19 protein-coding genes and 1 pseudogene are annotated in these 23,745 nt (G+C 68.4%); 17 read left to right on the top strand and 3 right to left on the bottom strand.

Annotated features, from left to right (window positions below):
• The first annotated feature begins 132 nt into the window (after positions 1–132).
• From btuB to GLA29479_RS08685, 13 genes and pseudogenes are all read left to right on the top strand, one after another.
• Positions 133–1,986 (top strand): TonB-dependent vitamin B12 receptor, encoded by a 1,854-nt coding sequence (gene btuB, locus GLA29479_RS08745; RefSeq protein WP_057973131.1) that lies wholly within the window; start codon positions 133–135, stop codon positions 1,984–1,986.
• A 104-nt stretch (positions 1,987–2,090) separates the two neighbouring features.
• Positions 2,091–2,681 carry a hypothetical protein gene (locus tag GLA29479_RS08740; RefSeq protein ID WP_057971357.1) on the top strand — a complete coding sequence of 197 codons (591 nt, stop codon included), beginning with the start codon at positions 2,091–2,093 and terminating at the stop codon, positions 2,679–2,681.
• Between the two features lie 51 nt (positions 2,682–2,732).
• Positions 2,733–3,344: a hypothetical protein gene (locus GLA29479_RS08735; RefSeq protein WP_248842821.1), complete on the top strand. Its 612-nt coding sequence runs from the start codon at positions 2,733–2,735 to the stop codon at positions 3,342–3,344.
• Entirely contained in the window at positions 3,341–3,997 is a 657-nt protein-coding gene (cobO, locus tag GLA29479_RS08730) for a cob(I)yrinic acid a,c-diamide adenosyltransferase (RefSeq protein WP_082638424.1), read from the top strand. The genes GLA29479_RS08735 and cobO overlap by 4 nt, the downstream gene beginning before the upstream one ends.
• A gap of 190 nt (positions 3,998–4,187) precedes the next feature.
• Entirely contained in the window at positions 4,188–5,456 is a 1,269-nt protein-coding gene (locus GLA29479_RS08725) for a cobyrinic acid a,c-diamide synthase CobB (RefSeq protein ID WP_345775657.1), read from the top strand.
• Positions 5,453–6,367 (top strand): annotated as a pseudogene (gene cbiB / locus GLA29479_RS08720) (adenosylcobinamide-phosphate synthase CbiB); the annotation flags it as partial. The gene GLA29479_RS08725 and the pseudogene cbiB, both read left to right, overlap by 4 nt.
• 229 nt (positions 6,368–6,596) lie before the next feature.
• Entirely contained in the window at positions 6,597–7,595 is a 999-nt protein-coding gene (gene cobD / locus GLA29479_RS08715) for a threonine-phosphate decarboxylase CobD (RefSeq protein WP_057971356.1), read from the top strand.
• Entirely contained in the window at positions 7,592–9,082 is a 1,491-nt protein-coding gene (locus GLA29479_RS08710; protein WP_057916979.1) for a cobyric acid synthase, read from the top strand. Before cobD ends, GLA29479_RS08710 begins: the two co-directional genes overlap by 4 nt.
• Positions 9,070–9,621 carry a bifunctional adenosylcobinamide kinase/adenosylcobinamide-phosphate guanylyltransferase gene (gene cobU, locus GLA29479_RS25230; protein ID WP_057971355.1) on the top strand — a complete coding sequence of 184 codons (552 nt, stop codon included), beginning with the start codon at positions 9,070–9,072 and terminating at the stop codon, positions 9,619–9,621. The genes GLA29479_RS08710 and cobU overlap by 13 nt, the downstream gene beginning before the upstream one ends.
• Positions 9,618–10,685 (top strand): nicotinate-nucleotide--dimethylbenzimidazole phosphoribosyltransferase, encoded by a 1,068-nt coding sequence (cobT, locus tag GLA29479_RS25225; RefSeq protein ID WP_169795582.1) that lies wholly within the window; start codon positions 9,618–9,620, stop codon positions 10,683–10,685. The genes cobU and cobT overlap by 4 nt, the downstream gene beginning before the upstream one ends.
• Before the next feature lie 49 nt (positions 10,686–10,734).
• Entirely contained in the window at positions 10,735–11,343 is a 609-nt protein-coding gene (locus tag GLA29479_RS08695; protein WP_057916981.1) for a histidine phosphatase family protein, read from the top strand.
• Positions 11,340–12,083, top strand: a complete 744-nt coding sequence (locus GLA29479_RS08690) for an adenosylcobinamide-GDP ribazoletransferase (protein ID WP_057971354.1) — start codon at positions 11,340–11,342, stop codon at positions 12,081–12,083. The genes GLA29479_RS08695 and GLA29479_RS08690 overlap by 4 nt, the downstream gene beginning before the upstream one ends.
• A gap of 145 nt (positions 12,084–12,228) precedes the next feature.
• Complete coding sequence (locus tag GLA29479_RS08685) at positions 12,229–13,170, top strand: AraC family transcriptional regulator (protein WP_082638418.1); 942 nt, start codon at positions 12,229–12,231, stop codon at positions 13,168–13,170.
• 192 nt (positions 13,171–13,362) lie between these two features.
• Here GLA29479_RS08685 and GLA29479_RS08680 read toward each other — a convergent pair whose 3' ends face one another.
• Both GLA29479_RS08680 and ybaL read right to left on the bottom strand, forming a co-directional pair.
• Complete coding sequence (locus GLA29479_RS08680; protein WP_057971353.1) at positions 13,363–14,043, bottom strand: YceH family protein; 681 nt, start codon at positions 14,041–14,043, stop codon at positions 13,363–13,365.
• Between the two features lie 47 nt (positions 14,044–14,090).
• Positions 14,091–15,782, bottom strand: coding sequence for a YbaL family putative K(+) efflux transporter (gene ybaL / locus GLA29479_RS08675; protein WP_057971352.1), 1,692 nt, complete (start codon positions 15,780–15,782; stop codon positions 14,091–14,093).
• Between the two features lie 289 nt (positions 15,783–16,071).
• Here ybaL and GLA29479_RS24430 point away from each other — a divergent pair, with 289 nt between their 5' ends.
• Positions 16,072–16,356 (top strand): hypothetical protein, encoded by a 285-nt coding sequence (locus tag GLA29479_RS24430; RefSeq protein ID WP_144436418.1) that lies wholly within the window; start codon positions 16,072–16,074, stop codon positions 16,354–16,356.
• A gap of 609 nt (positions 16,357–16,965) precedes the next feature.
• Here the strand turns inward: GLA29479_RS24430 and GLA29479_RS08670 are convergent.
• Entirely contained in the window at positions 16,966–19,368 is a 2,403-nt protein-coding gene (locus GLA29479_RS08670) for a TonB-dependent receptor plug domain-containing protein (RefSeq protein ID WP_057971351.1), read from the bottom strand.
• A gap of 204 nt (positions 19,369–19,572) precedes the next feature.
• Between GLA29479_RS08670 and GLA29479_RS08665 the strand changes: the two genes are divergently transcribed.
• The 3 genes from GLA29479_RS08665 to GLA29479_RS08655 all read left to right on the top strand — a co-directional run bounded on the left by GLA29479_RS08665 (position 19,573) and on the right by GLA29479_RS08655 (position 23,670).
• On the top strand, positions 19,573–21,456 hold the full coding sequence (locus tag GLA29479_RS08665) for an ABC-F family ATP-binding cassette domain-containing protein (protein ID WP_057971350.1): 1,884 nt from the start codon (positions 19,573–19,575) through the stop codon (positions 21,454–21,456).
• Between the two features lie 309 nt (positions 21,457–21,765).
• On the top strand, positions 21,766–22,851 hold the full coding sequence (locus GLA29479_RS08660; RefSeq protein WP_082638292.1) for an IS30 family transposase: 1,086 nt from the start codon (positions 21,766–21,768) through the stop codon (positions 22,849–22,851).
• Positions 22,852–23,337: 486 nt separating this feature from the next.
• Complete coding sequence (locus tag GLA29479_RS08655; protein ID WP_057916987.1) at positions 23,338–23,670, top strand: FmdB family zinc ribbon protein; 333 nt, start codon at positions 23,338–23,340, stop codon at positions 23,668–23,670.
• Positions 23,671–23,745: the final 75 nt, after the last annotated feature.

The following is a 23,745-nucleotide window of genomic DNA, read 5'->3' as shown; positions in this document are numbered from 1 at the left end:
CATCGGCGCGCGCGCCGTCTCTCCGTTCCGCCATCCCCCTGTCACGACCTGATCTAGACCGCGCGGGTGAGGCGCGGCCATGGAGAGCCGACCGTGACGTTCCGTTTTTCCGCTGTTCCGCGCCTTGCGCGCATCCCCGCGCGCTGCGCTTTCGTATTCGCCGGTTCCGCATTCGCCGCCTCCGCAGTCGCGGCGCCGGCGGTCGATCTCGACCAGGTCGTGGTCACCGCGAGCCGCACCGCCCAGACTCAGGACGCCACGCTCGCTGCGGTGACCGTGATCGACCGCGCGCAGATCGAACGCCTGCAGCCGTCGTCGCTGCCGGAGTTGTTGCGCGGCACCCCTGGTGCGTCGCTGGCCAACAACGGCGGCCCGGGCAAGGCGACGTCGCTGTTCCTGCGCGGCAGCGAGTCCGACCATGTGCTGGTGCTGATCGACGGGGTCAAGATCGGTTCGGCGACCAGCGGCGGCGCATCGCTGCAGGACATTCCGGTCGAGCAGATCGAACGCGTCGAAATCGTGCGCGGCCCGTTCTCCAGCCTGTACGGCTCCGAAGCCATCGGCGGCGTCATCCAGATCTTCACCCGCCGTCCGCAGGGCGCGTTCGTGCCGAGCTTCAGCGCCTCGATCGGCAGCTACGCCACCCATCGCGCCACCGCCGGCGTCGCCGGCAAGGGCGAGCGCGGCTGGTATTCGATCAACGCGGCCCACGAAGACACCGACGGCATCAACGCCTGCCGCGGCAAGCCCTCGCCGGGCGGTGCCGGTTGCTTCACCTATTCGCCCGACCGCGATGGCTATCGCAATGATTCGCTGACCCTGCAGGGCGGCTACCGCTTCAACGAGCAATGGGACGCCGAAGCGCGCTTGTTTCGCACCGAAAACCATAACGAATACGACGGCAGTCAGAACAACGAGGCCGACGGTGTGCAGCAGGTCGCCGGCGCCAAGCTGCGCTATCGCCCCAGCGACCGCGTCAGCCTCAGCGCCAGCGCCGGCCGCAGCGAAGATCTCAGCGACACCTACAAGAACGGCAAGTACTCCAGCACCTTCGAGACCCGACGCCAGCTCGGCTCGGTGCAGGGCGACCTCGGCATCGGCAGCGGTTTGCTCACGCTCGGGTTCGACTGGCAGCGCGACCGCATCGACAGCAACACCCGTTATGCCCGCGACGCCCGTATCCTGCGCGGCGCTTTCGGCCAGTGGCAGCAGAGTTTCGGCGCGCATGCGCTGCAGGCCAGCCTGCGCCGCGACGACGACAGCCAGTTCGGCGGCGAGACCACCGGCAGCCTGCTGTGGGGCTGGAACCTCAGCGAGGCGCTGCGTTTGACCGCGAGCTACGGCACCGCGTTCAAGGCGCCGACCTTCAACGAGCTGTACTACCCGGGCTACGGCAATGCCGGCTTGTCGCCGGAAACTTCGCGCAGCGTCGAAATCGGCCTGCGCGGTACCCACGGCGAGCGCCGCCAGCACGTGTGGTCGCTCAATGCCTACGAGAGCGACATCGACGATCTGATCGCGTTCGATTCCTCGATCGGCCTGCCCGGCAACGTCGACCGCGCGCGCATCCGCGGCCTGGAAGCGGCGTTCGACACCCGCCTGGCCGACTGGGACCTGCGCGCCAGCGCGACCTGGCTGGACCCGCGCAACGACAGCCGCAGCGCCAGCCGTGACAAATTCCTGCCGCGGCGTGCGCGGCAGAGTGCGCGCATCGATGCCGACCGCCGCTTCGCTGTCGGCAATGGCGCCTGGTCGTTCGGCGCCAGCGTGTACGCCGCGGGCGATCGCTATGATGACCTGGCCAATACGCGTCGCCTCGCCGGTTATGCGCTCACCGATCTGCGCCTGGGCTATGCCTTCAACGAGGCCTGGAGCCTGCAGTTGGCGGCGAACAACGTGTTCGATCGCCGTTATGAAACCGCCGCTTTCTACAATCAGCCCGGGCGCAACTACCTGTTGACCCTGCGTTACCGGCCTTCCCGCTGACGGATCAGCAACCTCGGCCCGCGTCCGCGCGGGCAGCCTCCCGGCCCGCGTCCGCGGGCTTTGCCGGCAACCACCGCGTTGCCGGCGCCAATCGAGAGTCGCCGATGAAAAGCTTGCCCGGTCCCATCCAACTAAGTCTGTCCTGCCTGCTGTTGATCGTGATGATCGCCACGCGCTTCCATCACTTCGGCGATCTGCTGCATCTGCCCGATGCCTCGATGGCGGTGTTTTTCCTCGGCGGCCTGTATCTGCGCCGGCACCTGGGCTACGCCGGTTTCCTGCTCGCCGCGGTCGCCATCGACTACTTCGCGATCACCGGGCGAGGCCAGGATTTCTTCGGGCATTACTGCGTAACCCCGTCGTATGCCTTCCTGCTGCTGGCCTATGCCGTGCTCTGGTACGCCGGGCGCTGGTATGCGCCGCGCATGCCGGCCGGCTGGCGCGGATTCGCGCGGGTCTTCGGCGTGGCCTTCGTCGCCGCCAGTCTGTCGTTCCTGATCTCCAACGGCGCCTTCTATTGGTTCGGCGGCCGTTACGCGGAGCCGAACTTCGCCGAGTATCTGAGTCGGGTCTGGCGTTGGGGCCCGCTGTTCGTGCGCACCACGTTGAGCTACATCGCGGTCGCGCTGGTCGCGCATGCGGCGATCGTTCGTATCGCGCGTCCGCCGGCCTCGCAGCCGACCGCGAGCCGCTGATCGTCGCTGCATCGTTCGATTCGTCGTCCCTTCGCACCCCGGAGCTTGAGCATGTCGAACCCTCTTCCCGCAGCCTCCACCGCGGTGCTGCCGCTGGAATCGCGGCAGGCGTTGATCGCGACCGGCGCATCGCTGGCGCTGCTGATAATCTGCACCCGCGGCCAGCACTTCGCCAGCGTCGACGCCTTGCCCAGCGCGTCGTGGTCGGTGTTTTTCCTGGTCGGCGCGTTGTTGCGTCCGGTCTGGGCATTCCCGGCCTTCTTCGTGCTGTCCTCGGCGCTCGATCTGGGCAGCCTGGCGCTCGGCCGCATCACCGACTGGTGCTTGTCGCCGGCGTATTGGGCCTTGGCCCTGGCCTATGCCGCGCTGTGGCTGGGCGGACGCGCGTATGCGCGCTTGCATCGCGACCATTGGGGCACGGTGCCGCGCCTGGCGTTGGTGCTGTTGGCCACTTCGGTGGTGACCTACCTGATTTCCAAGGGCGGGTTCTATTTCCTGTCCGGCCGTTATCCGGATGCGAGCCTGGCCGGTTTCATCGACCGCATTCCGCAGTACTACCCGCGCGCTCTGGGCACCCTGGCCGGTTATGTCGGCCTGGCTTTCGGGGTGTATGCGGTCGCGCGCAGCCTGGTCCTGCGTCAGCGCAGTGGAGCGCCGGCATGAGCGCGGGCGGCAACGACGGCACGAAGGACGGCTCGGCCGACCGCGCCGGCTTCGCGGCCAGCAGTGAAGAGCGCCACCGCGAACGCATGCAGCGCAAGAAGGAGCTGATCGACCGCAAGATCGCTCAGGCGACGATCGAGCGCGGCGTGCTGGTGGTCAACACCGGCAACGGCAAGGGCAAGAGTTCCTCGGGTTTCGGTATGCTCGCGCGTTCGCTCGGGCACGGCTTTCGTTGCGGGGTAGTGCAGTTCATCAAGGGCAGTTTCTCGACCGGCGAAGAGGCCTTCTTCCGGCGTTTCGAGGAGCTGGACTATCACGTGATGGGCGAGGGCTTCACCTGGGAGACCCAGGACAAAGAGCGCGACATCCGCGCCGCGCAGTCGGCCTGGGCGATCGCGGCCAAGATGATGGCCGACCCCGGCTACGATTTCGTCCTGCTCGACGAACTGAACATCGCCCTGGCGCACCGCTATGTCGCGCTCGACGACGTGCTCGCCGCGGTCGCGGCGCGGCCGGAGCGGCAGCACGTCGTCATCACCGGCCGCGGCGCCCCCGATGCCCTGATCGAAGCGGCCGACACCGTCACCGAGATGCGCGTGATCAAGCACGCGTTCAAGGCCGGGATCAAGGCGCAGAAGGGGATCGAGCTTTAGGGCGGGAATCGGGAATGGAGAATCGGGAATCGTAAGAGCGGGATTCGTAGACACTGATGGGACGAGCGATATGTCTTCTGGCAACGAAAAAGCGGGCGAAATCTTGGGTGCGCGCGTGGCTGCGACTGGAGCTGCGGCTTCGACCGATTTCCCATTCCCCATTCTCGATTCCCGGCACCACTGTCCCGCCCTGCTCGTCTCCGCCCCGGCGTCGGGCCAGGGCAAGACCAGCGTCACCGCGGCGATCGCGCGCTGGCATGCGCGCCAGGGCCGGCGGGTGCGGGTGTTCAAGACCGGGCCGGATTTTCTCGACCCGATGGTGCTCGAACGCGCCAGCGGTCATCCCGTCTATCAGTTGGATCTTTGGATGTGCGGCGAGCAAGACGTGCGCGCGCGTCTGCATGATGCCGCGGGCGAAGCCGACCTGATCCTGATCGAAGGCGTGATGGGGTTGTTCGACGGTACGCCGTCGAGCGCCGACCTCGCGCAGCGGCTCGGCGTGCCGGTGCTCGCGGTCATCGACGGTTCGGCGATGGCGCAGACATTCGGTGCGCTGGCGACCGGGCTCGCGCGTTATCGCGATGGCCTGCAGGTGTACGGCGTCGCCGCGAACCGAATCGGTAGCGCCTATCACGCGCAGTTGTTGCGCGAGAGCCTGCCGGCCGATCTGCGCTGGCTCGGCGCCTTGCCGCGCGACCCCGGGCTGGCCTTGCCCGAACGTCATCTCGGCCTAGTCGCCGCCGGCGAGCTCGGCGATCTGGAGGCGCGGCTCGATGCGCTCGCCGATGCCTGGGGCCAACACGCCGATGCCGAGCTGCCGCCGCCGGTCGCGTTTGCGGCGGCCGAGGCCGAGCGGGTGCCCGCGCAATTGCAAGGCGTACGCATCGCCATCGCCCGCGACGCCGCGTTCTGCTTCCTGTACCCGGCCAATCTCGATCTGCTGCGCGCCGCCGGCGCCGAGCTCAGGTTCTTCTCGCCGCTGGCCGGCGAGAGCCTGCCCGACTGCGATGCGGTGTGGCTGCCTGGTGGCTATCCGGAACTGCATCTGCAGACACTGGCCGACAACGGCGCATTGCGCGAGGCCTTGCACGCGCATCGCGACGCCGATAAACCGCTGCTGGCCGAGTGCGGCGGTCTGCTGTATGCGCTCGACTCATTGACCGATCGCGACGGACAGCGCGCCGTCATGGCCGGTCTGCTGCCCGGCCATGCCGTGATGCAGACGCGCATGGCCGCGCTCGGGCTGCAATCGGTCGAATTGCCCGAGGGCGGCTTGCGTGGGCACACCTTCCATTACGCCCGCGCTGAGATCGAGGCCGCGGCGATCGCCGAATCGATCAACCCGAACGGCGGGCCCAGCCGCGAAGCGGTGTACCGCGACCGCCGCATGAGCGCGAGTTTCGTCCACTTCTATTTCCCCTCGAACCCGGGCGCGGCGCTCAAGCTCCTGCAGCCATGAACCCCCCGACGCTCGCCATCGCGATGCTGTCGGGCGTGCTGCTCGATCGTTTGCTCGGCGAGCCGCGGCGCGCGCATCCGTTGGTCGCGTTCGGGCGCATGGCGAGGGCGATCGAGGCTCGTTGCTACGGCGACCATCGTGGGCGCGGGGTGATGGCCTGGGCCGCGGCGGTGCTGCCGGCGAGCGTGCTCGCGGCCTGGCTGCAGTTCGAGCTGCAGGCGCGCTCGCCGTGGCTCGCGGCCGCGTATGCGGCCGGCGTGCTGTATCTGACGATCGGCCTGCGCAGCCTCGACGAACACGCCGCGCCGGTCGCGCGCACCCTGCGCGACGGCGACCTGGACGCCGCCCGTGCGGCAGTCGGCCGCATCGTCAGCCGCGACACTGCGGCGCTCGATGCCGAGCGCGTCGCCGCCGCGGCCACCGAGTCGGTGCTCGAGAACGGCAACGACGCGGTGTTCGGCGCGCTGTTCTGGTTCGCCCTGCTCGGGCCAGCCGGGGCGGTGATGTACCGGCTGGCCAATACCCTCGATGCGATGTGGGGCTATCGCACACCGCGCTTCGAGCGGTTCGGATGGGCCGCGGCGCGCATCGACGATGCGCTGAACTGGGTGCCGGCGCGCCTGACCGCCGCGACCTATGCCGTGCTCGGCGATACCGCGACCGCTTTGCGCTGCTGGCGCCGGCAGGCACCGCTGTGGGACAGCCCGAATGCGGGTCCGGTGATGGCGGCCGGCGCCGGCGCGCTGCGCGTGCGCCTCGGCGGCGCCGCGCCTTATCACGGGGTGTGGGAGCCGCGTCCCGCGCTCGGCGACGGACAGGCGCCGGATGCGCAATCCATCGTGCGCGCGAGTGCGCTGGTCGGGCGCGGCGTCCTGCTGTGGTTACTGCTCACGGCGGCACTCGCCATCGCCCATGGCCTTGTCCGCGCTCCTGAATCGGCCGAGCTCGCGCTCGTGCGGCCTATCGATGTCCATTTCGATATTCATTGTGCTCCGAGGCATTCATCGATCGCGACGAGAGCATCGTGCTTCGCTACAGGCACGGCGCAATGTGCCATCGCCTTCGACATTTCCGTCATCACGCAATCGCTGCATTTTTACAGGCACGATGCGGTGCCACCGACCGGTAGGAGATCAGCGCATGCTTGAGCACGGAGGCCGTCTGCTACGTGCCGCGCAGCGTTATGGCATCGCGCCGGAACGCTGGCTGGATCTGTCCACCGGCATCAACCCGGTCGCCTGGCCGGTGCCGCCGATTCCCGCGCGCGCCTGGCATCGCCTGCCCGAGGACGACGACGGCTTGGTCGAAGCGGCCTGCGATTACTACGGCGCGCCGGCCTTGCTGCCGGTCGCCGGTTCCCAGGCGGCGATTCAAGCGCTGCCTGAATTACGTGAAGCCTCGCGGGTCGGCGTGTTGGCGCCGGGTTACGCCGAACATGCGCATGCCTGGCGCCGCTGCGGCCATCGGGTCGAGTTGTGCGCGGCGGACGAGTTGATCGCCGGCGTCGACGATTTCGACGTGGTCGTGCTGATCCACCCCAACAACCCCGGCGGCGATCGCTTCGGTGGCGAAGTTCTGCTCGGCTTGCACGAGCGCCTCGCCGCGCGCGGTGGCTGGCTGTTGATCGACGAGGCTTTCATGGACGCCACGCCCGAGCACAGCCTGTGCGCGCAGAGCGCGCGCGAAGGGCTGATCGTGCTGCGTTCGGCCGGCAAGTTCTTCGGCCTGGCCGGCGCGCGCGCCGGCTTCGTCTGCGCCGCGCCGGCCTTGCTAGAGCGTTTACGCGATCGCCTCGGCCCGTGGACCGTGGCCGGGCCGGCGCGTTATGTCCTGCGCCAGGCCTTCGCCGACCGCGACTGGCAGGCGGCGATGCGTGCGCAGCTGTGCGCGCAAGGCGCGCGTCTGGCCGCTCTGCTGCAGGCCCACGGCCTCGCGCCGAGCGGCGGCAGTGCGTTCTTCCAATGGCATCGCAGCGACGAAGCCGCGGCCCTGCACGAGGCCTTGGCGCGGCGCGGCATCCTCACTCGCTTGTTCGATGCGCCGGCCAGCCTGCGTTTCGGCCTGCCCGGCGATGCCGCGCAATGGGAGCGACTGGATGCGGCCCTGGCCGAAACCTTAAGCGAAAGGAGTCTGTCGTGAGCGCACGCGTGCTGATGGTGCAGGGCTGCACCTCCGACGCCGGCAAGAGCGCCCTGGTGACCGCGCTGTGCCGTTGGCTGCACCGGCGCGGCGTCGCGGTGGCGCCGTTCAAGCCGCAGAACATGGCCTTGAACTCGGCCGTGACCGCCGACGGCGGCGAGATCGGTCGCGCCCAGGCGGTGCAGGCGCAGGCCGCTGGGGTGGCCGCGCATACCGACTTCAACCCGGTGCTGCTCAAGCCCAACAGCGATACCGGCGCGCAGGTGATCCTGCACGGCCATGCCGTCTGCAACATGGATGCGCGCGGCTATCACGACTACAAGCGCGTCGCCCGCGAGGCCGTACTCGCCTCGCACGGGCGCCTGGTCGAAGGCTTCGATGCGGTCGTCGTCGAAGGCGCCGGCAGCCCGGCCGAGATCAACCTGCGCGCCAACGACATCGCCAACATGGGCTATGCCGAGGCGGTCGATTGCCCGGTGCTGCTGATCGCCGACATCGACCGAGGCGGCGTGTTCGCGCACCTGGTCGGGACCTTGGCGCTGTTGTCGCCCAGCGAACGCGCGCGCGTGGTCGGTTTCGTCATCAATCGTTTCCGCGGCGACATCGCCCTGCTGCAACCCGGGCTCGACTGGCTCGAACGCGAGACCGGCAAGCCGGTGCTCGGTGTGTTGCCGTATCTGCACGGCCTGCATCTGGAGGCCGAGGACGCCCTGCCGCGCGAGCGCACAGGCAAAGCCGGCGCGCGCCTGCGCGTGGCCGTGCCGGCCTTGCCGCGGATCAGCAACCACAACGACCTCGACCCGCTGCGCGCGCATCCGCAGGTCGATTGCGTGTTCGTCGGCCCCGGCGAAATCCCGCCGGCCTGCGATCTGATCGTGCTGCCGGGCTCGAAGTCGACACGCGCCGACCTGGCCTGGCTGCGGCGCAACGGCTGGGCCGAAGCGATCGCCCGGCATCTGCGTTACGGCGGCAAGCTGATCGGAATCTGCGGCGGCCTGCAGATGCTCGGTCGCGCCGTCCACGATCCGCTGAGTATCGAAGGCGAGCCGGGGTCCAGCGACGGGCTCGGCTGGCTCGATCTGGAAACCGAACTCGACTCGCACAAGCAGTTGCGCAACGTGCGCGGCCGCCTCGCCATCGACGGTTGCGACGGCGACGCGGCGGTGGCCGGTTACGAAATCCACTGCGGCATCAGCCGCGGCCCGGCTCTGGCGTCGCCGGCCCTGCGTCTGGACGACGGTCGCGACGACGGCGCCGTCTCCGCCGACGGCCAGATTCTCGCCAGCTATCTGCACGGTCTGTTCGACGAGCCGGCGGCGTTGGCGGCCTTGCTGCGCTGGGCCGGCCTGGCCGATGCCGAGCCGCTCGACATGCGCGGCCTGCGCGAAGCCAGCATCGATCGCCTCGCCGACGCGGTCGAGGCGCATCTGGATACCGGCCGGCTCGCGCATTGGTTCGGCCTGCAGGAGGCGCTATGCACAGCCTGATCCTCGGCGGCGCGCGCTCGGGCAAGAGTGCCTTGGCCGAACGTCTCGCGGCCGAGTCCGACGACGTCGTCTACCTCGCAACCGGCCAGGCCGGGGACGAGGAGATGAGCGAGCGCATCGCCCACCATCGCGCACGGCGGCCGGCGCACTGGGGCTGCGTCGAGGAGCCGATCGCCCTGGCGGCGGCGTTGCGCCGCCATGCCGCGCCGGATCGCTGCGTGCTGGTCGATTGCCTGACCCTGTGGCTCAGCAACCTGCTCGGCGCGTCGGACGACACCGTGTTCGCACGCGAACGCGAGGCCTTGCTGTCGGCGCTCGCGGACTTGCCGGGCCGGGCGGTGTTGGTCAGCAACGAGGTCGGCCTGGGCGTGGTGCCGATGGGCGCCCTGACCCGGCGCTACGTCGACGAGGCCGGGCGCTTGCACCAGGCGCTCGGCGCGGTCTGCGAGCGGGTGGTGTTCGTGGCGGCCGGTCTGCCGCTGGTATTGAAAGGCGCTCCGCTCGCTGCGGAGCCGAGTACGCGAGGAACCCGAACTTGAACGACGAAAGCAAATGGTGGCTGCGCGGTTGCGCACGCCCGGACACCGCCATCGAAACCCAGGCGCGCACGCGCCAGACTCAGCTAACCAAACCGCCGGGCTCGCTCGGCCTGCTCGAGGAGCTCGCGATACGCCTGGCGGCCTTGCAACGCACGCCGGCGCCGAAGGTCGACCGGGTCTGGATCAGTGTGTTCGCCGCCGATCACGGCGTCGCCGCCGAAGGCGTGTCGGCGTTCCCGCAGGCGGTCACCGGCGAGATGGTGCGCAACTTCGCCCACGGCGGCGCCGCGATCAGCGTGCTCGCGCGCAGCCTCGGCGCGACCCTGGACGTGGTCAACCTCGGCACGGTCAATGACCCCGGCCCGATCCGCGGCGTGCATCGCGCGATCATCGCCGAGAGCACGGCCAACTTCTGCGAAGCGCCGGCGATGAGCGAAGCGCAGCTGCGCGCGGCCCTGGGCGCCGGCGCCGCCAGCGTGCGCGCCGCGCTCGATGGCGCGGCGCAGTTGTTCATCGGCGGCGAGATGGGCATCGCCAACACCACCTCGGCCTCGGCCTTGGCGAGCGCCTTGCTCGATCGTTCGCCGGCCGAGCTGAGCGGCGCCGGCACCGGCCTGGATGCCGACGGCATCGCCCACAAGGTCGGCGTGATCGAACGCGCACTGGCGCGGCACGCCGGCGCCGGCGACGCCTGGGAGCGCCTGCGTTGCCTCGGCGGTTTCGAGATCGCCGCGCTGGCGGGCGCCTACATCGCCGCGGCCCAGGCCGGGCTGCCGGTGCTGGTCGACGGTTTCATCGCCAGCGTGTCCGCGCTCGTCGCCCAGGCCATCAACCCGAGCTGCCGCGAATGGTTCCTGTATGCGCACCGCTCGCACGAACGCGGTCACGCCGCGGTGTTGCAGGCGCTCGGCGCGCAGCCCTTGCTCGACCTCGGCATGCGCCTGGGCGAGGCCAGCGGCGCCGCGGTCGCTGTGCCGTTGTTGCGCTCGGCCTGTGCCCTGCACAACGGCATGGCCACCTTCGCCCAGGCGGGAGTGTCCGAGGCGGCCTCGCAACAGGCATGATGTGGGCCCCGACGAACGCATGCCGCGCACAAGGACCGGAGCCGATGCGATGAGTTCCAGCGCCACCCCTATCGACCTGCTGCGCCACGGCGACACTGGCCACCGCAGCTACCGCGGACAGCTCGACGACAGCCTGCTGGAACTCGGCTGGCGGCAGATGCGCGATGCGGTGCGTGGGCGCGAGTGGGATGCGGTCGTGAGTTCGCCCTTGCAGCGTTGCGCCGCGTTCGCGCGCGATCTGTCGCAATCGCGCGGGTTGCCGTTGGCGCTGGAGCCGCGCCTGCGCGAGTACCACTTCGGCGATTGGCAGGGCCGGCCGGTCGACGCCATCGCCAACAACGAGGGCGAAGCGCTGGCGCGGTTCTGGGCCGACCCGGTCGCGTATCCGCCGCCGGGCGCGGAGACCTTCGCCGATTTCGCCGCGCGCCTGACCGGTGCGGTCGGCGAGATCCTGCGCGAGTATCCGGGCCGGCGCGTGCTGGTGATCACCCACGGCGGCGTGATCCGCCTGCTGCGTTGCCTCGCCGCGGGCCGGCGTTACAACGAAATGCTCAACATCGACGTCGCCCACGCCTCGCTGCATCCCTTGTCGTGGCCGCCGACTTCGAGCCACGTCGCCGAATTCGCGCAACCGCAAGCGGACCCGGTCGACGGTTGATGCGCGCGCTGCTGGCCGCGATCGGATTCCTGACCCGGGTTCCGGTGCCGGCGCGCGTGTTCGACGATCCGCGTGCGCAATCGCGCTCGCTGGCCTGGTACCCGGCCGCAGGGCTGTTGATCGGCGCCTTGCTGTGTGCACTGGCCTGGGCCCTGCAGACGCGGCCGCCGCTGCTGTCGGCGGCGTTGTTGCTCGTGGCCTGGGTGGTACTGACCGGCGCCCTGCACCTGGACGGCCTGGCCGACAGCGCCGATGCCTGGGTCGGCGGCCTTGCCGCTACGCCCGAGCAGACCCGCGAACGCACTCTGACCATCATGAAAGACCCGCGCAGCGGCCCGGTCGGCGTGGTCGCGGTGGTGCTGGTGCTGCTGCTGAAATTCGCCGCGCTCGCGAGCCTGCCGGCGCCGGCCTGGGTCGCTTTGCTGATCGCGCCGGTACTGGCGCGCGCGGCCCTGACGTTGGCCTTCCTAAGCCTGCCCTATGTACGCAGCGGCGGCCTCGGCCAGCGTCTGGTCGAAGCGCCGCGCACGGCCTGCATCGTCGCGCTGGTGCTCAGCGCCGGGTTCTGCGCAGTCGGCGGTTGGCGAGGGGCGGTGGCGCTCGCGGTCGCCGCGCTCGTGTTCGCGTGCTGGCGCCGCATCTGCCTGCGGCGGTTGCAGGGCATGACCGGCGACACCTGCGGCGCGTTGACCGAGCTGATCGAAGCGGCGGTCCTGGTCGCCCTGGCCCTGTCCTGCTGAAACGTTTCCGGCCGGCTTCGCCCGAGGCCGATCTGCGGCGTCGAGCCCGGCTCGGCCACTTGCGAAAGCGCAAGATGTGAACCGCCGCGGCGGGTCCGACCTGCCAGGCTGGGTACCGATCCCACCGTTCGCGAGGAGCACGGCCATGTCATCGGTCAAGGAACACCCGGCGTCGGAACGCAGCGGTCCTGCCTTGAAGGCCGGCACACGCGACGCCCACCAGCGCCGCATCGACCGTGCCGTCGCCCTGATCGAACAGGCGATCGCGCGCGGCGAGGAGCCGCCCGAGTTGCATCGGCTCGCCGAGGCGGCTTCGTTCTCGCCGTTCCACTTTCACCGCGTTTATCGCGCCATGACCGGCGAAACCACCGGCCAGACCGTGGCGCGCCTGCGTCTGCTGCAGGGCTTGCGCCTGCTCGCGAGCGCCGAGCGCAGCATCACCGAGGCCGCGCTCGCGGTCGGTTACCAGACCCCGCAAGCGTTCACGCGTGCGTTCCGCCAGGGCGTCGGAGGTACCCCGAGCGAATTGCGCGCCGAGCCCGAACGGCTGTGGCGCGAGATCGAGCGGTTGTCGCTGCCGGCCGAAAGCGCGTCCGACGAATTGCCGCCGCTGCGGGTCGAGGTGGTCAGCATCGATCCCTTCCAGGTGGTCGCCTTGCGCGTCACCGGCGCCTACCCCGAGCAGAACCAGGGGTTCGGCCGATTGTTCGGCTGGGCCGCCGAACGCGGCCTGCTGGATTCGCTGAGCGGTTTGTTCGGCGTGCCCTGGGACGACCGCCGCGACGTTCCGCCGCAGGCCTGCGCTTTCGATTGCATGATCGCCCTCGGCGCGCCGGTGCAGCTCGATGCCGGCGATGGGCTGCATGCGATGCGATTGGGCGGCGGACGCTACGCGCGCGTCCGCCATGTCGGCGCCTTCGATGGATTGGAGGCGCTGACCGACGCCCTGCTGGCGCGCTGGTTGCCCGACAGCGGCGAATCGCTGCGTGATGCGCCGCTGCACCACGAATACCTCGACGACCCCGACGAAGTGCCGCAAGCGTTGCTGCGCACCGATATCTACCTGCCGTTGCAGGATCGCGATTGATCGATGCCGCGCCGGAGATGCGCGCGGCTTTAAGAGTAGGAGCGGCGCGAGCCGCGACCGCGGTGTGGCCCGCAACGGCGAAAGCGCCGATGCCGAATCGAAACCCCGAAGCCGCCCCGGCTCGCTCGCGGTCGCGCAGCAATCGGATCCAGGGCGGTCGCGGCTCGCGCCGCGCCTACCCCAGAGATTCGCTTAAGCCCCCGCAGCTTCCAGTCGTGCTTCCAATTCCGCGACTTTCGCTTCCAACGCGGCGATGCGTTCGAGCACGGCCGAGAAGGGCGCCGCTGCGCCGCCTTCCTCGCCCGACCAGCCGCCGCCGCCGAGGTAGACCGGCTCGCCGCTGAGCAAATGCCCGTAACGGTCCTCGCGCTGCCCGCTCTGGCGCGGGATCACCCGCACGATGGTCGGGGTGTGTTGGGCCAGGCGTTCCAGCGCGTACTGGACGTCGCCGGCCGATTCGAACTTGGCCATGCGCTCGCTGCGCGCCAGCAGCTCGTGGGTCGTCTGCGGCCCGCGCAGCAGCAACAGGCCGAGCAGGGTGGTCTGCGGACGGGTCAGGTCGAGCACGGTGCCGGCGCGGTGCGAATAACGTTCGGCGCGGGCGGTGTGCTGCGACTTCACCCAGCCGCGCGTTTCCAGCCGGCGCAGGGCATTGGCGACTTCGCCCTGTTCCAACTGCATCGTCGGTTCGCGCGCGGTCTTCTGGTTGCAGGCGGTGACGATGGCGTTGAGGGTCAGCGGATACACGTCCGGGGTGGTCGCTTCCTTCTCGATCAGGCTGCCGATGATGCGCGCCTCGGCGACGCTGAGTTGCGGCGCGGCGTCGGCGGAATCGGTCGGGGCGTCGGTGTTGGAATTATCGAGTTCGCTCATGGTCGTTCTGGACTCGTGTTCGTGTCTTCGGAGCAGGAAGACCGCGCTCAGGTGAGCGCGGTCGAAGGCGGCAACTGGCGCGCGCCGCGGTACACCGGCGCGGCCATGACCATTTCGGCCAGGCTGTGGGCCAGCTCGCGCTCGGCCATCACCGCGCCGTCGGCGCCGTGTTCGAGCAGGTGCTTGACCTCGTTGTCGCTGTGGGCGCGGGCGACGATGCTCAGGGCCGGGTTGATCTCGCGCAGGCGGGCGATGATCTCGCCGGCTTCGAGTGCGTTCGGAATCGCCACCATCACCGTGGTCGCGCGCTCCGGCATCGCCTCGCGCAGCACGCGTTCGTTGACCGCGTTGCCGAACACCGCCGGCAGGCCGGCGGCGCGCGCCTTGTCGACCAGGCTGTCCTCGCCGTCGATGACCACCAACGGCACCTTGTGTTCGGTCAGCAGACGACCGAGCTCGCTGCCGACCCGGCCGTAGCCGATCAGGATCACGTGCTTGTCGATATCCGCCGGCACCGGCGGCGCGATCGGGTCGATCGCCGCCTCCAGGGCCGCGGCGGCCTCGCGCGCCTGCTTGCGGTCGAGCCAGGCGAACAGCAACGGGTTGACGATGATCGACAGCAGGGCGCCGGCGAGGATCAGGTCCTGGCCTTCTTTCGGCAGGATCTTCAGTTCCACGCCGAGGGTGGCGAGGATGAAGGAGAACTCGCCGATCTGCGCCAGGCTGGCCGAGATCATGATCGCGGTCGAGTTGGGTTTGCCGAACGCGCGCACGATGGCGTAAGCGGCGACCGACTTGCCGATCACGATGATCGCGAAGGTCGCGACCACTTCCAGCGGCCGTTCGACCAGGATCATCGGGTTGAACAACATGCCGACCGAGACGAAGAACAACACAGCGAACGCATCGCGCAGCGGCAGGGTCTCGGCGGCGGCCTGATGGCTGAATTCGGACTCGTTGAGCATCATGCCGGCGAAGAAGGCGCCGAGCGCGAACGACACGCCGAACAGCTCGGCCGAACCGAAGGCGACGCCGAGCGCGATCGCCAGCACGCACAGGGTGAACAACTCGCGCGAACCGGTGCCGGCCACGCGTTCGAGAATCCAGGGGATGACCCGGCGGCCGACGATCAGCATCACCGCGATGAAGGCGCCGACCTTGGCCAGGGTGATGAAGAGCTGGCTCCACACTTCCGCGCCTTCGGTGACTTCGCCCTTGAGCAGACCCGACAACGCCGGCAACAACACCAGCGCGAGCACCATCGCCAGGTCTTCGACGATCAGCCAGCCGACCGCGATGCGCCCCTTGGCGGTCTCGACCAGGCGCCGTTCTTCGAGCGCGCGCAGCAGCACCACGGTGCTGGCGACCGACAGGGCCAGGCCGAACACCAGGCCGGCGCCGTGCGACCAGCCGAGCAGCCAGGCCATGACCCAGCCCAGGGCAGTGGCGGCGACGATCTGCACGACCGCGCCGGGCAGGGCGATGTTCTTGACCTCGAGCAGGTCGCGCAGGGAGAAATGCAGGCCGACGCCGAACATCAGCAGGATCACGCCGATTTCGGCCAATTGCGGCGCAAGGGTCTGGTCGCCGACGAAGCCCGGCGTGAACGGTCCGGCGATGATGCCGGCGATGAGGTAGCCCACCAGCGGCGACAGCCGCAGGCGTTGCGCGTTGGCGCCGAAGATGAAGGCGAGTACGAAACCGGCTACCAGGATGGCGATCAGGGACGTGTGATGCATCGGCTCTCCTGTGATGTCGTCCTTTTAGGATGTGTGGTGAGGCCGTTGGATGCAAGTCTTTCTCGTTTGTGCGGCGCTTGCAAATGATTGTTTCTGAAACATTTTTGCCTGGGCAGGCCGGGTGCTGCCGGGCGCGTATGCGTACTGGAGACTTACGCGCAAGGGGTGGCGTGGGCGTGATGGTTTGGCCGCTGCCCCGAATCGGTTCGTACCGATGAGGGGGTTGGGGATGAATGCGAATTCAGCTGTGCGCCGGGCTTTGGGGCGGTTGGGCGCGGATTTGCGCGGAATGAGCCGATTGATGCTGGGTGATTGGCGGAGGAGGTGGCTGGGCAATCAAGCTGCTGTTGTCGTCATGTCCAGCATGGTTTCCTTCGCTCTTGCCATTGCCATTGCCATTGCCATTGCCATTGCTGTTGCTGTTGCTGTTGCTGTTGCTGTGCGTCGCCTCGCACTCGCGAAGGCCATAGAAGACCCGGAGGGCGGCCCGCATGGATGCGGGCCGTTTTTCATCGGGACAGGGATGTCCCGTATGAAAAAGCCCTGCGTATGCATCGCTCGTGCGGGCTGGTGATTCAAAGAAAAGCATTTTTCTTTGGTTACCTTTCTTTTGTTGCTTTAGACAAAAGAAAGTAACCCGCCGCTTTAGTGGCGGAAGCTCTTGGCGTTTGATCTTGTTTCCTTAGAAGCCTCAAGCGAGAGCAAAGCTTCCGTCCGCTAACGCGGCCGGGTTACTTTCTTTTGCTGGCCCAAAAGAAAGATAACCAAAGAAAAGGCCTTCCTTGACGAAGCTCCCCTGCGAGTACACCGCTTGCGCCGGGATTTTCCGATAAGACGTCCCTGTCTTATCGGAAAACGGCGCACGTCCTGTGCGCCGCCCTCCGGGTCTCTAGGCGTTCTCGCGAGTTCGGTACTGCGCCAAGCTTTCAAGGCAAGGGCGAAGGCGACTGCAGGCGCAGTGGACAATGCAGGGGCGTCGCTGCTCTTGGGTAGGAGCGGCGCGAGCCGCGACCGCGCCGTTGCGGTCTCGCGGCATATCGGCCCAAAAACGATCGCGCCCTCGAAAGACAGGCCACTCCGGGCCAAGAAAAAGCAGATCCCGAAAAGCAGATCCCGAAACGAAGAAGGCCGCCTCGCGGCGGCCTTCGGATCGATGCGGCGTACTTGCGCCGCCGCTACGACCTCACCACTTGTACCCCACCTTCGCATAAGCGAAGGCGCCGTTGAACCCGAACGGCGAATTGCCGCTGTAAGGCAGCTGCCCGCTTTCGCTATTGGCGTAGATCGATTCGTCCGGGTACTCGTTGAGCACGTTGTCGCCGCCGACGGTGAACTCCCAACCGTCGATCGCATAGGTCGCGGCCAGGTCCAGCGTCCACTTGGCGCGATAGGTCTGATCGCGTATGCCGCTGGGGTCGTCGTTAAAGGTGTGGAACTCGCCGTAACGGGTGGTGGTGGCGTCGAAGCGCCAGGGGCCGGTGGTCCAGCTGCCGCCGAGGAAGAACTTGTCGCGCGGCGCGCCCTGGGTAATGCGGCCCTGTTCGACGCGGCCGATACGTTGCAGGTTGAGGCCGCCGGCGGTGAGTTCCGGCGGGTTCGCGGCGATGCGTTCCAGGGTGGTCTTGTTGCGGTTGTAGCCGGCGGTCAGGTCGAGCGCGCCGGCGCCGAGCGACCAGCGGTAGCTGCCGACGATGTCGATGCCGCGGGTGCGGGTGTCGACGGCGTTGGTGAAGTAGCGGCCGCCGGTGATGCCGCGGTGGCCGCGCGCTTCCAGGAAGCTGGCCACCGCCGGGCCGCGCAGGTTTTCCGAAAGAATGATGCGGTCGTCGATGTCGATCTGGTAGGCGTCGACGGTGATGTACAGCGATTCGATCGGCTGCAGCACCAGGCCCAGGCCGATGTTGGTCGATTCCTCGGCCTTCAGCGGTTCGGCTCCGAGCGCGATCGCGGCCGGGTCGTCGACGGCGAAGGTGCGGACCTGGAACGGGGTCGGGTCGCCGAGCACGATCACGGTCTGGGTCGATTGGTAGAACTGCTGCTGCAGCGACGGTGCGCGGAAGCCGGTCGACAGGGTGCCGCGCAGCGCGACCTTGTCGGTGAAGGCGTAGCGCGCCGACAGCTTGCCCGAGGTGGTCTCGCCGAAATCGCTGTAGCGCTCGTAGCGCGCGGCGGCGCCGAGCGAGAGTTTGTCGGTCACGTCGGCTTCGAGGTCGGCGTAGAACGAATGGCTGTTGCGGTTGCGGCGGCTGGCGTCCGATGGGGTGAAGCCGGGGAACACCTGCGCGCCGGGCGCGCCGGGTTCGGGACCGGCGACATACGAAGCCAGCTCGCCCGCGGATTGATTGAACTTCTCGCCGCGCCATTCGCTGCCGAAGGCGACGGTGAGCGGGTACTTGAGCCAGTCGACGTCGAAGGACTTGTTGAAGTCGGCGTTGAGCACGTTCTGGGTGACTTCGAGCGCGCCGATGTAGAAATCGTGCGGCGAGGCGGCGCCGAGGGTGCGGTTGAGGCTGTTGCGCACGTCGAAGTCGAGCTGGTTCTGGCCGTAGTTGTAGCTCAGGTCGAGGTTCCAGCCGCCGGCGGTCTGGCCGCGCAGGCCGAGCACGAAGGCACGGTCCTGGCTGAGGTTGTCGATCTGCGGCAGGAAGCCGTCGGGATATACCGAGCGGATGTTGTTGGGGTTGCCCGGGGCGCGGAAGTAGCCGTTGGAAATGGCGCGGCGGCGGCTGGCGGTGCCGAAGGAGTAGAACTCGACGCCCTCGCTCGGGCTCCACTGGGCGTTGTAGGCGAGCGCGGCCTGGTCGATCTCCGGGTCGCCGTAGCGGTGCACGACCTTGCCGGGCGGGTTGCTGGTCGGGGTGACCGTGCCGAGGTAGGGACGGGCGCGGTCGGTGTTGTCGCTGTGGCCGCCCTGGGCCGACAGATGCAGGCTGCCGTTCTCGCCGAACTTGAGGCCGGCGTCGCCGGACAACTGGTACTGCTTGCCGTCGCCGGCGCTGTACTGGCCGTAGCGCGCGGCGAGGCTGCCGCCTTCGCCCGAGCCCTTGAGCACGACGTTGACCACGCCGGCGATGGCGTCCGAGCCGTATTGCGCCGAGGCGCCGTCGCGCAGCACTTCGACGCGCTCGATCGCGGCGATCGGGATGGCGTTGAGGTCCACCGGCGAGGAGCCGCGGCCGATGCTGTCGTTGAGGTTGATCAGCGAGGTGGTGTGGCGGCGCTTGCCGTTGACCAGCACCAGCACCTGGTCGGGGGCGAGGCCGCGCAATTGCGCCGGACGCACCGCGTCGGTGGCGTCGGTAATCGCGGGGCGCGGGAAATTCAGCGAGGGCAGGGCGCGCGACAGGGCGGTGGCCAGCTCGACGGTGCCGGTGGCCTCCAGGGTCTGCGGAGTGATGATGTCGATCGGCGCGGTGGACTCGGCGACGGTGCGGTCGCTGACCCGGGTGCCGGTGACGATCAGGGTGTCGAGGTTGGTCGGGTTGGCGGTCGCGGCATCCGGGGCGGCGGCGTCCTGGGCCCAGGCGGGGGCGGTGGCGAGAGCGATCGATACGGCGGTGCTGAGCAGGGACAGGCGGCGGGACATGGACACTCCGGGCGGTCGAACGGGGGACGTCAGGGCGAGCCAAGCCGCCACGGCCGGCGCGAGGGGCGCTTTGCCGCGGGAGGCGAGCTCGTTGACGCGTGGGGGCGGTCTGAGGCCGACGTCCCGATTATTCGACGCCCGCTGCCGGAGCGGCCGAACTTGTGTTCATGAGCAAATACCGATCAGTCATGCGACCATATCCGCATGATTTCTTTCCGTGATTTCGCCATGCGGCGTGGCGAACGCCTGCTGCTGTCCAACGTAGACCTGACCCTGCACGCCGGCTGGCGGGTGGGCGTGATCGGCCGTAACGGCACCGGCAAGTCCTCGCTGTTCGCGGCGATCCAGGGCGAGGTCGAGGCCGACCGCGGCGACATCGACGTGCCCAACCGGGTGCGCATCGCCAGCGTGGCCCAGGAAACCCCGGCCCTCGACGATCCGGCCCTGGACTTCGTCCTGTCCGGCGACGCCCAGGTCTACCAGGTGCTGGTCGCCGAACGCGAAGCGGTCGAGCGCGAGGACTGGGAAGCGGTCGCCGAAGCCCACCACCGGCTCGAAGAGCTCGGCGGTTACGACGCCACCGCGCGCGCCGGCAAGCTCTTGCACGGCCTGGGCTTCTCGCCCGACACCCACGAGCGCGCGGTCAAGGAGTTCTCCGGCGGCTGGCGCGTGCGCCTGAACCTGGCGCGCGCACTGATGACGCCGTCGGACCTGCTGCTGCTCGACGAGCCGACCAACCACTTGGACCTGGACGCGGTGCTGTGGCTGGAGCAGTGGCTGCTGAAGTATCCGGGCACCTTGCTGCTGATCTCGCACGACCGCGAGTTCCTCGACGAGGTCACCACCCACACCCTGCATCTGCACGACGGCAAGGCCAAGCTGTACACCGGCGACTACACCTCGTTCGAGCGCCAGCGCGCCGAACACCTGCGCCTGCAGCAGATCACCCACGAAAAGCAGCAGGCCGAGCGCGCCCATCTGCAGAGCTTCATCGACCGCTTCAGCGCCAGCGCGGCCAAGGCCAAGCAGGCGCAGTCGCGGGTCAAGCGCCTGGCCAAGATGGTCGGCACCGAGGCGGTGCGGCTCGAACGCGCGATGCGCATCGAGTTCCCGGCGCCGGTCAAGCTGCCGCATGCGTTGCTGCGCCTGATCCATGCCGATTGCGGCTACGGCGACCACGTGGTGCTGGACGACGTCAGCTTTATTCTCGAAGCCGGCGACCGCATCGCCTTGCTCGGCCCGAACGGCGCGGGCAAGTCGACCCTGGTCAAATCGCTGGTCGGTGAGTTGGACCTGCTGACCGGCGAACGCGGCGGCCATCCGGACCTGCGCATCGGTTACTTCGCCCAGCACACGGTCGAATCGCTGCATGCCGGCGTCAGCCCGATCGATCATCTGGCCGAAATCGCCCCGGGCGTGCCGACCCAGCAGCTGCGCGATTTCCTCGGCAAGTGGAATTTCCCCGGCGACCGCGCCTTCGAATCGGTCGACGGTTTCTCCGGCGGCGAACGCGCGCGCCTGGCCCTGGCCATGATCGCCTGGCGCAAGCCGAACGTGCTGCTGCTCGACGAACCGACCAACCACTTGGACCTGGACGTGCGCGAGGCCCTGGCCGAAGCGCTGTCCGATTTCCCCGGCGCGATCGTGTTGGTCTCGCACGACCGCCACCTGATCGGCCTGGTCTGCGAAACCTTCTGGCGCGTGGCCGATGGCGTGGCGCAGCCGTTCGACGGCGACCTCGACGCCTATGCGGTGTGGCTGCGCACGCGCGACAACAGCAACGACGGCAAGGGCGCGGCCGTGGCCAAGGCCGCGGCGCAGGCAACCGCCGCCGCATCGGCCGCCAAGCAGGCCGCCGGCGGCGGCAAGGGCGGGCGCAAGGTCAACCCGGTCAAGCTGGCGGAAGCGGAAAAGCGGGTGGCCGAGCTGGAATCCAAGCTGCATACCCTGGACATGGACCTGGCCGATCCGACCAAATACGCCGGCGGCGGCGACAACGCGGCCGAGCTAGCCAAGCAGCGCGAAAAGGTCGCCGCGGACCTGGCCAAGGCCGAGGCGGAGTGGATGGCGCTGTACGACGCGGCTTGAGGTGGTGTGGCGTCGTTTGGGGGGTGCTGCTTTTCTGTAGGAGCGGCGTGAGCCGCGATCGCGGGATTCGCAGGTTTTGCAGCGCCTTCGTGATTGATCGAGGGAGTGAGCTGTCGCGAGGGTAGGAGCGGCGCGAGCCGCGACCGCGCTGCGAAGGTCTCGCGGTGCTTCGCTCAAGCAAGATCAGGATCAAACGCCAAAAGCTTCCGCCACTAAAGCGGCGGGTTACTTTCTTTTGTCTAAAGCAACAAAAGAAAGGTAACTGCACTGTCTAACCTCAAGCGCATCACCCACCCTTGAGGTCAGCGCATGGGAACCCAGTACAGCCACTTCAGCGCCGAAGAACGCGGTGTGCTCATGGCCATGAAGCAGCATGGCCATAGCGGCCGCGCTATCGCCCGAATGTTGGGGCGTGCCGATAGCAGCGTGTCGCGCGAATTGGCCCGCAATGGGGTGCGTACGCCGGGGCCCACCCCGGCGCTGGGTCGACCCCGGCGAGGCTATGATGCGGTTCGTGCTGGCGAACGGGCGCGGCGCTTGCGCCGTCGAGCGCGACGCGAGCGCAAGCTGAGCGCCGACAGTGCCTTGTGGCTGGAGGTGCAGCGGCGACTGGCACGTTATTGGTCGCCACGTCAGATCAGCCAGGGACTGCGCGAAGAATATCCTGACCGACCGGAGTGGCGGGTGTCGCACGAGACCATCTATACGGCGATTTATGCCATGCCCCGTGGCCCCATTCGGCGGGAGCTGACTCGTTTACTGAAGCAGCAGCGCGCTGCCCGCCGTTCGTCCGCACGGGGCCCGGAGCGGCGCGGTCGGATGCTGGATGTGCAGAGTATTCACCTGCGTCCGCCCGCCGCCACCGAACGCCTGGTGCCCGGCCACTGGGAAGGCGATTTCCTGGTCGGCGCACGCAACGCTTCGGCGATCGGCGTGCTGGTGGACCGCAAGACCCTGTTCACGGTGCTGGCGCGGATGCGTGGTTGCACGGCCGCTGACGCGCTGGAGGGATTCAGCCGGGTGCTGCGTCGTTTGCCGCTATCGGCGAGGCAGACGCTGACCTACGACCAGGGCAAGGAGATGGCGCTGCATCGGGTATTGACCCAGCGCACCAACGTATCGGTCTACTTCGCTGACCCAAGCAGTCCTTGGCAGCGCGGCATCTGCGAGAACACCAACGGTCTGCTCCGGCAATATTTTCCGAAGGGCACCGATCTGTCGGGCTACACGCAACGGCAATTGGATCGAATCGCTCATGAGTTCAACACGCGGCCACGGGCGTCGTTGGGCTATCAATTCCCGGCGGTGGTGTTCTTGCGTGAGCTGGGCATGCCTGAGTTAGCCGCGAAGGTTCGTCAGAGTGTTTTCGACTCGTTTGCTGCACTTAGACGTTGACAGTGCAAACCAAAGAAAAATGCTTTGTTTTGAATCACAGGCCCGCACGTTCGATGCCGACGCAGGGCTTTTTCATACGGGACATCCCTGTCCCGATGAAAAACGGCGCGCATCCCTGCGCGCCGCCCTCCGGGTCTTCGATGGCCTTCGCTAGTGCGAATCGGCGCACGGCAACAGCGAAATCCTTACGGCAAGGGCAAGGGCAAGGGGCAACCGCGTTGTGCATCCTCGGCTGTGCTGCGAACCCTTCTCCCGCTTGCGGGAGAAGGTGGCGCGTAGCGCCGGATGAGGGCATGCGCGACGCGAATGACGTCGCTGCCACCGGCGGCCTTGCCGGTCGCTGCGACCGGTCTGTCGGCGCCGGAGCGAACCCGCCGGGGCCTGAAACGAGCTCGATGCGGGTCCGATTAGAGGCCGCCGCGCCTTGCATCGCCGCGATCTGCCCCCACACTGCCCAGTCCGTCGTCCCGAATTACAGTCTCCGCCATGCCCATCTACGCCTTCCAGTGCAGCGCCTGCGGCCACGCCTTCGACCGTCTGCAGAAGCTCTCCGACGCCGACCCGACCGTCTGCCCCGAGTGCGGCGCCGAGAAAGTCGGGCGTCAGCTGACCGCGCCGCAGTTCCGCCTGGCCGGCGGCGGCTGGTACGAGACCGACTTCAAGAAGGACGGCGACAAGAAGCGCAATCTGGCCGGTGAGGGCAGCTCCGGCTCAGGCTCCGGCGGCTCGACCCCGGCCGCCGACAGCAAGCCCGCCGAGAAAAAGGCCGAGCCCGCCGCGGCCCCGGCCAAGCCGGCCTCCGGGGCCAGCGCCACCTGATTCAGGTCGGTCCGCGGCCAGCACCCGGATCGTCCAGCATTCCCCCCGGGGCGCCGCGAGGCGCCCCGCGTCGTT

The sequence above is a fragment of the Lysobacter antibioticus genome (assembly GCF_001442535.1).
Lineage (GTDB): Bacteria > Pseudomonadota > Gammaproteobacteria > Xanthomonadales > Xanthomonadaceae > Lysobacter > Lysobacter antibioticus.
This window is presented reverse-complemented; position numbering and strand designations above follow the sequence as displayed.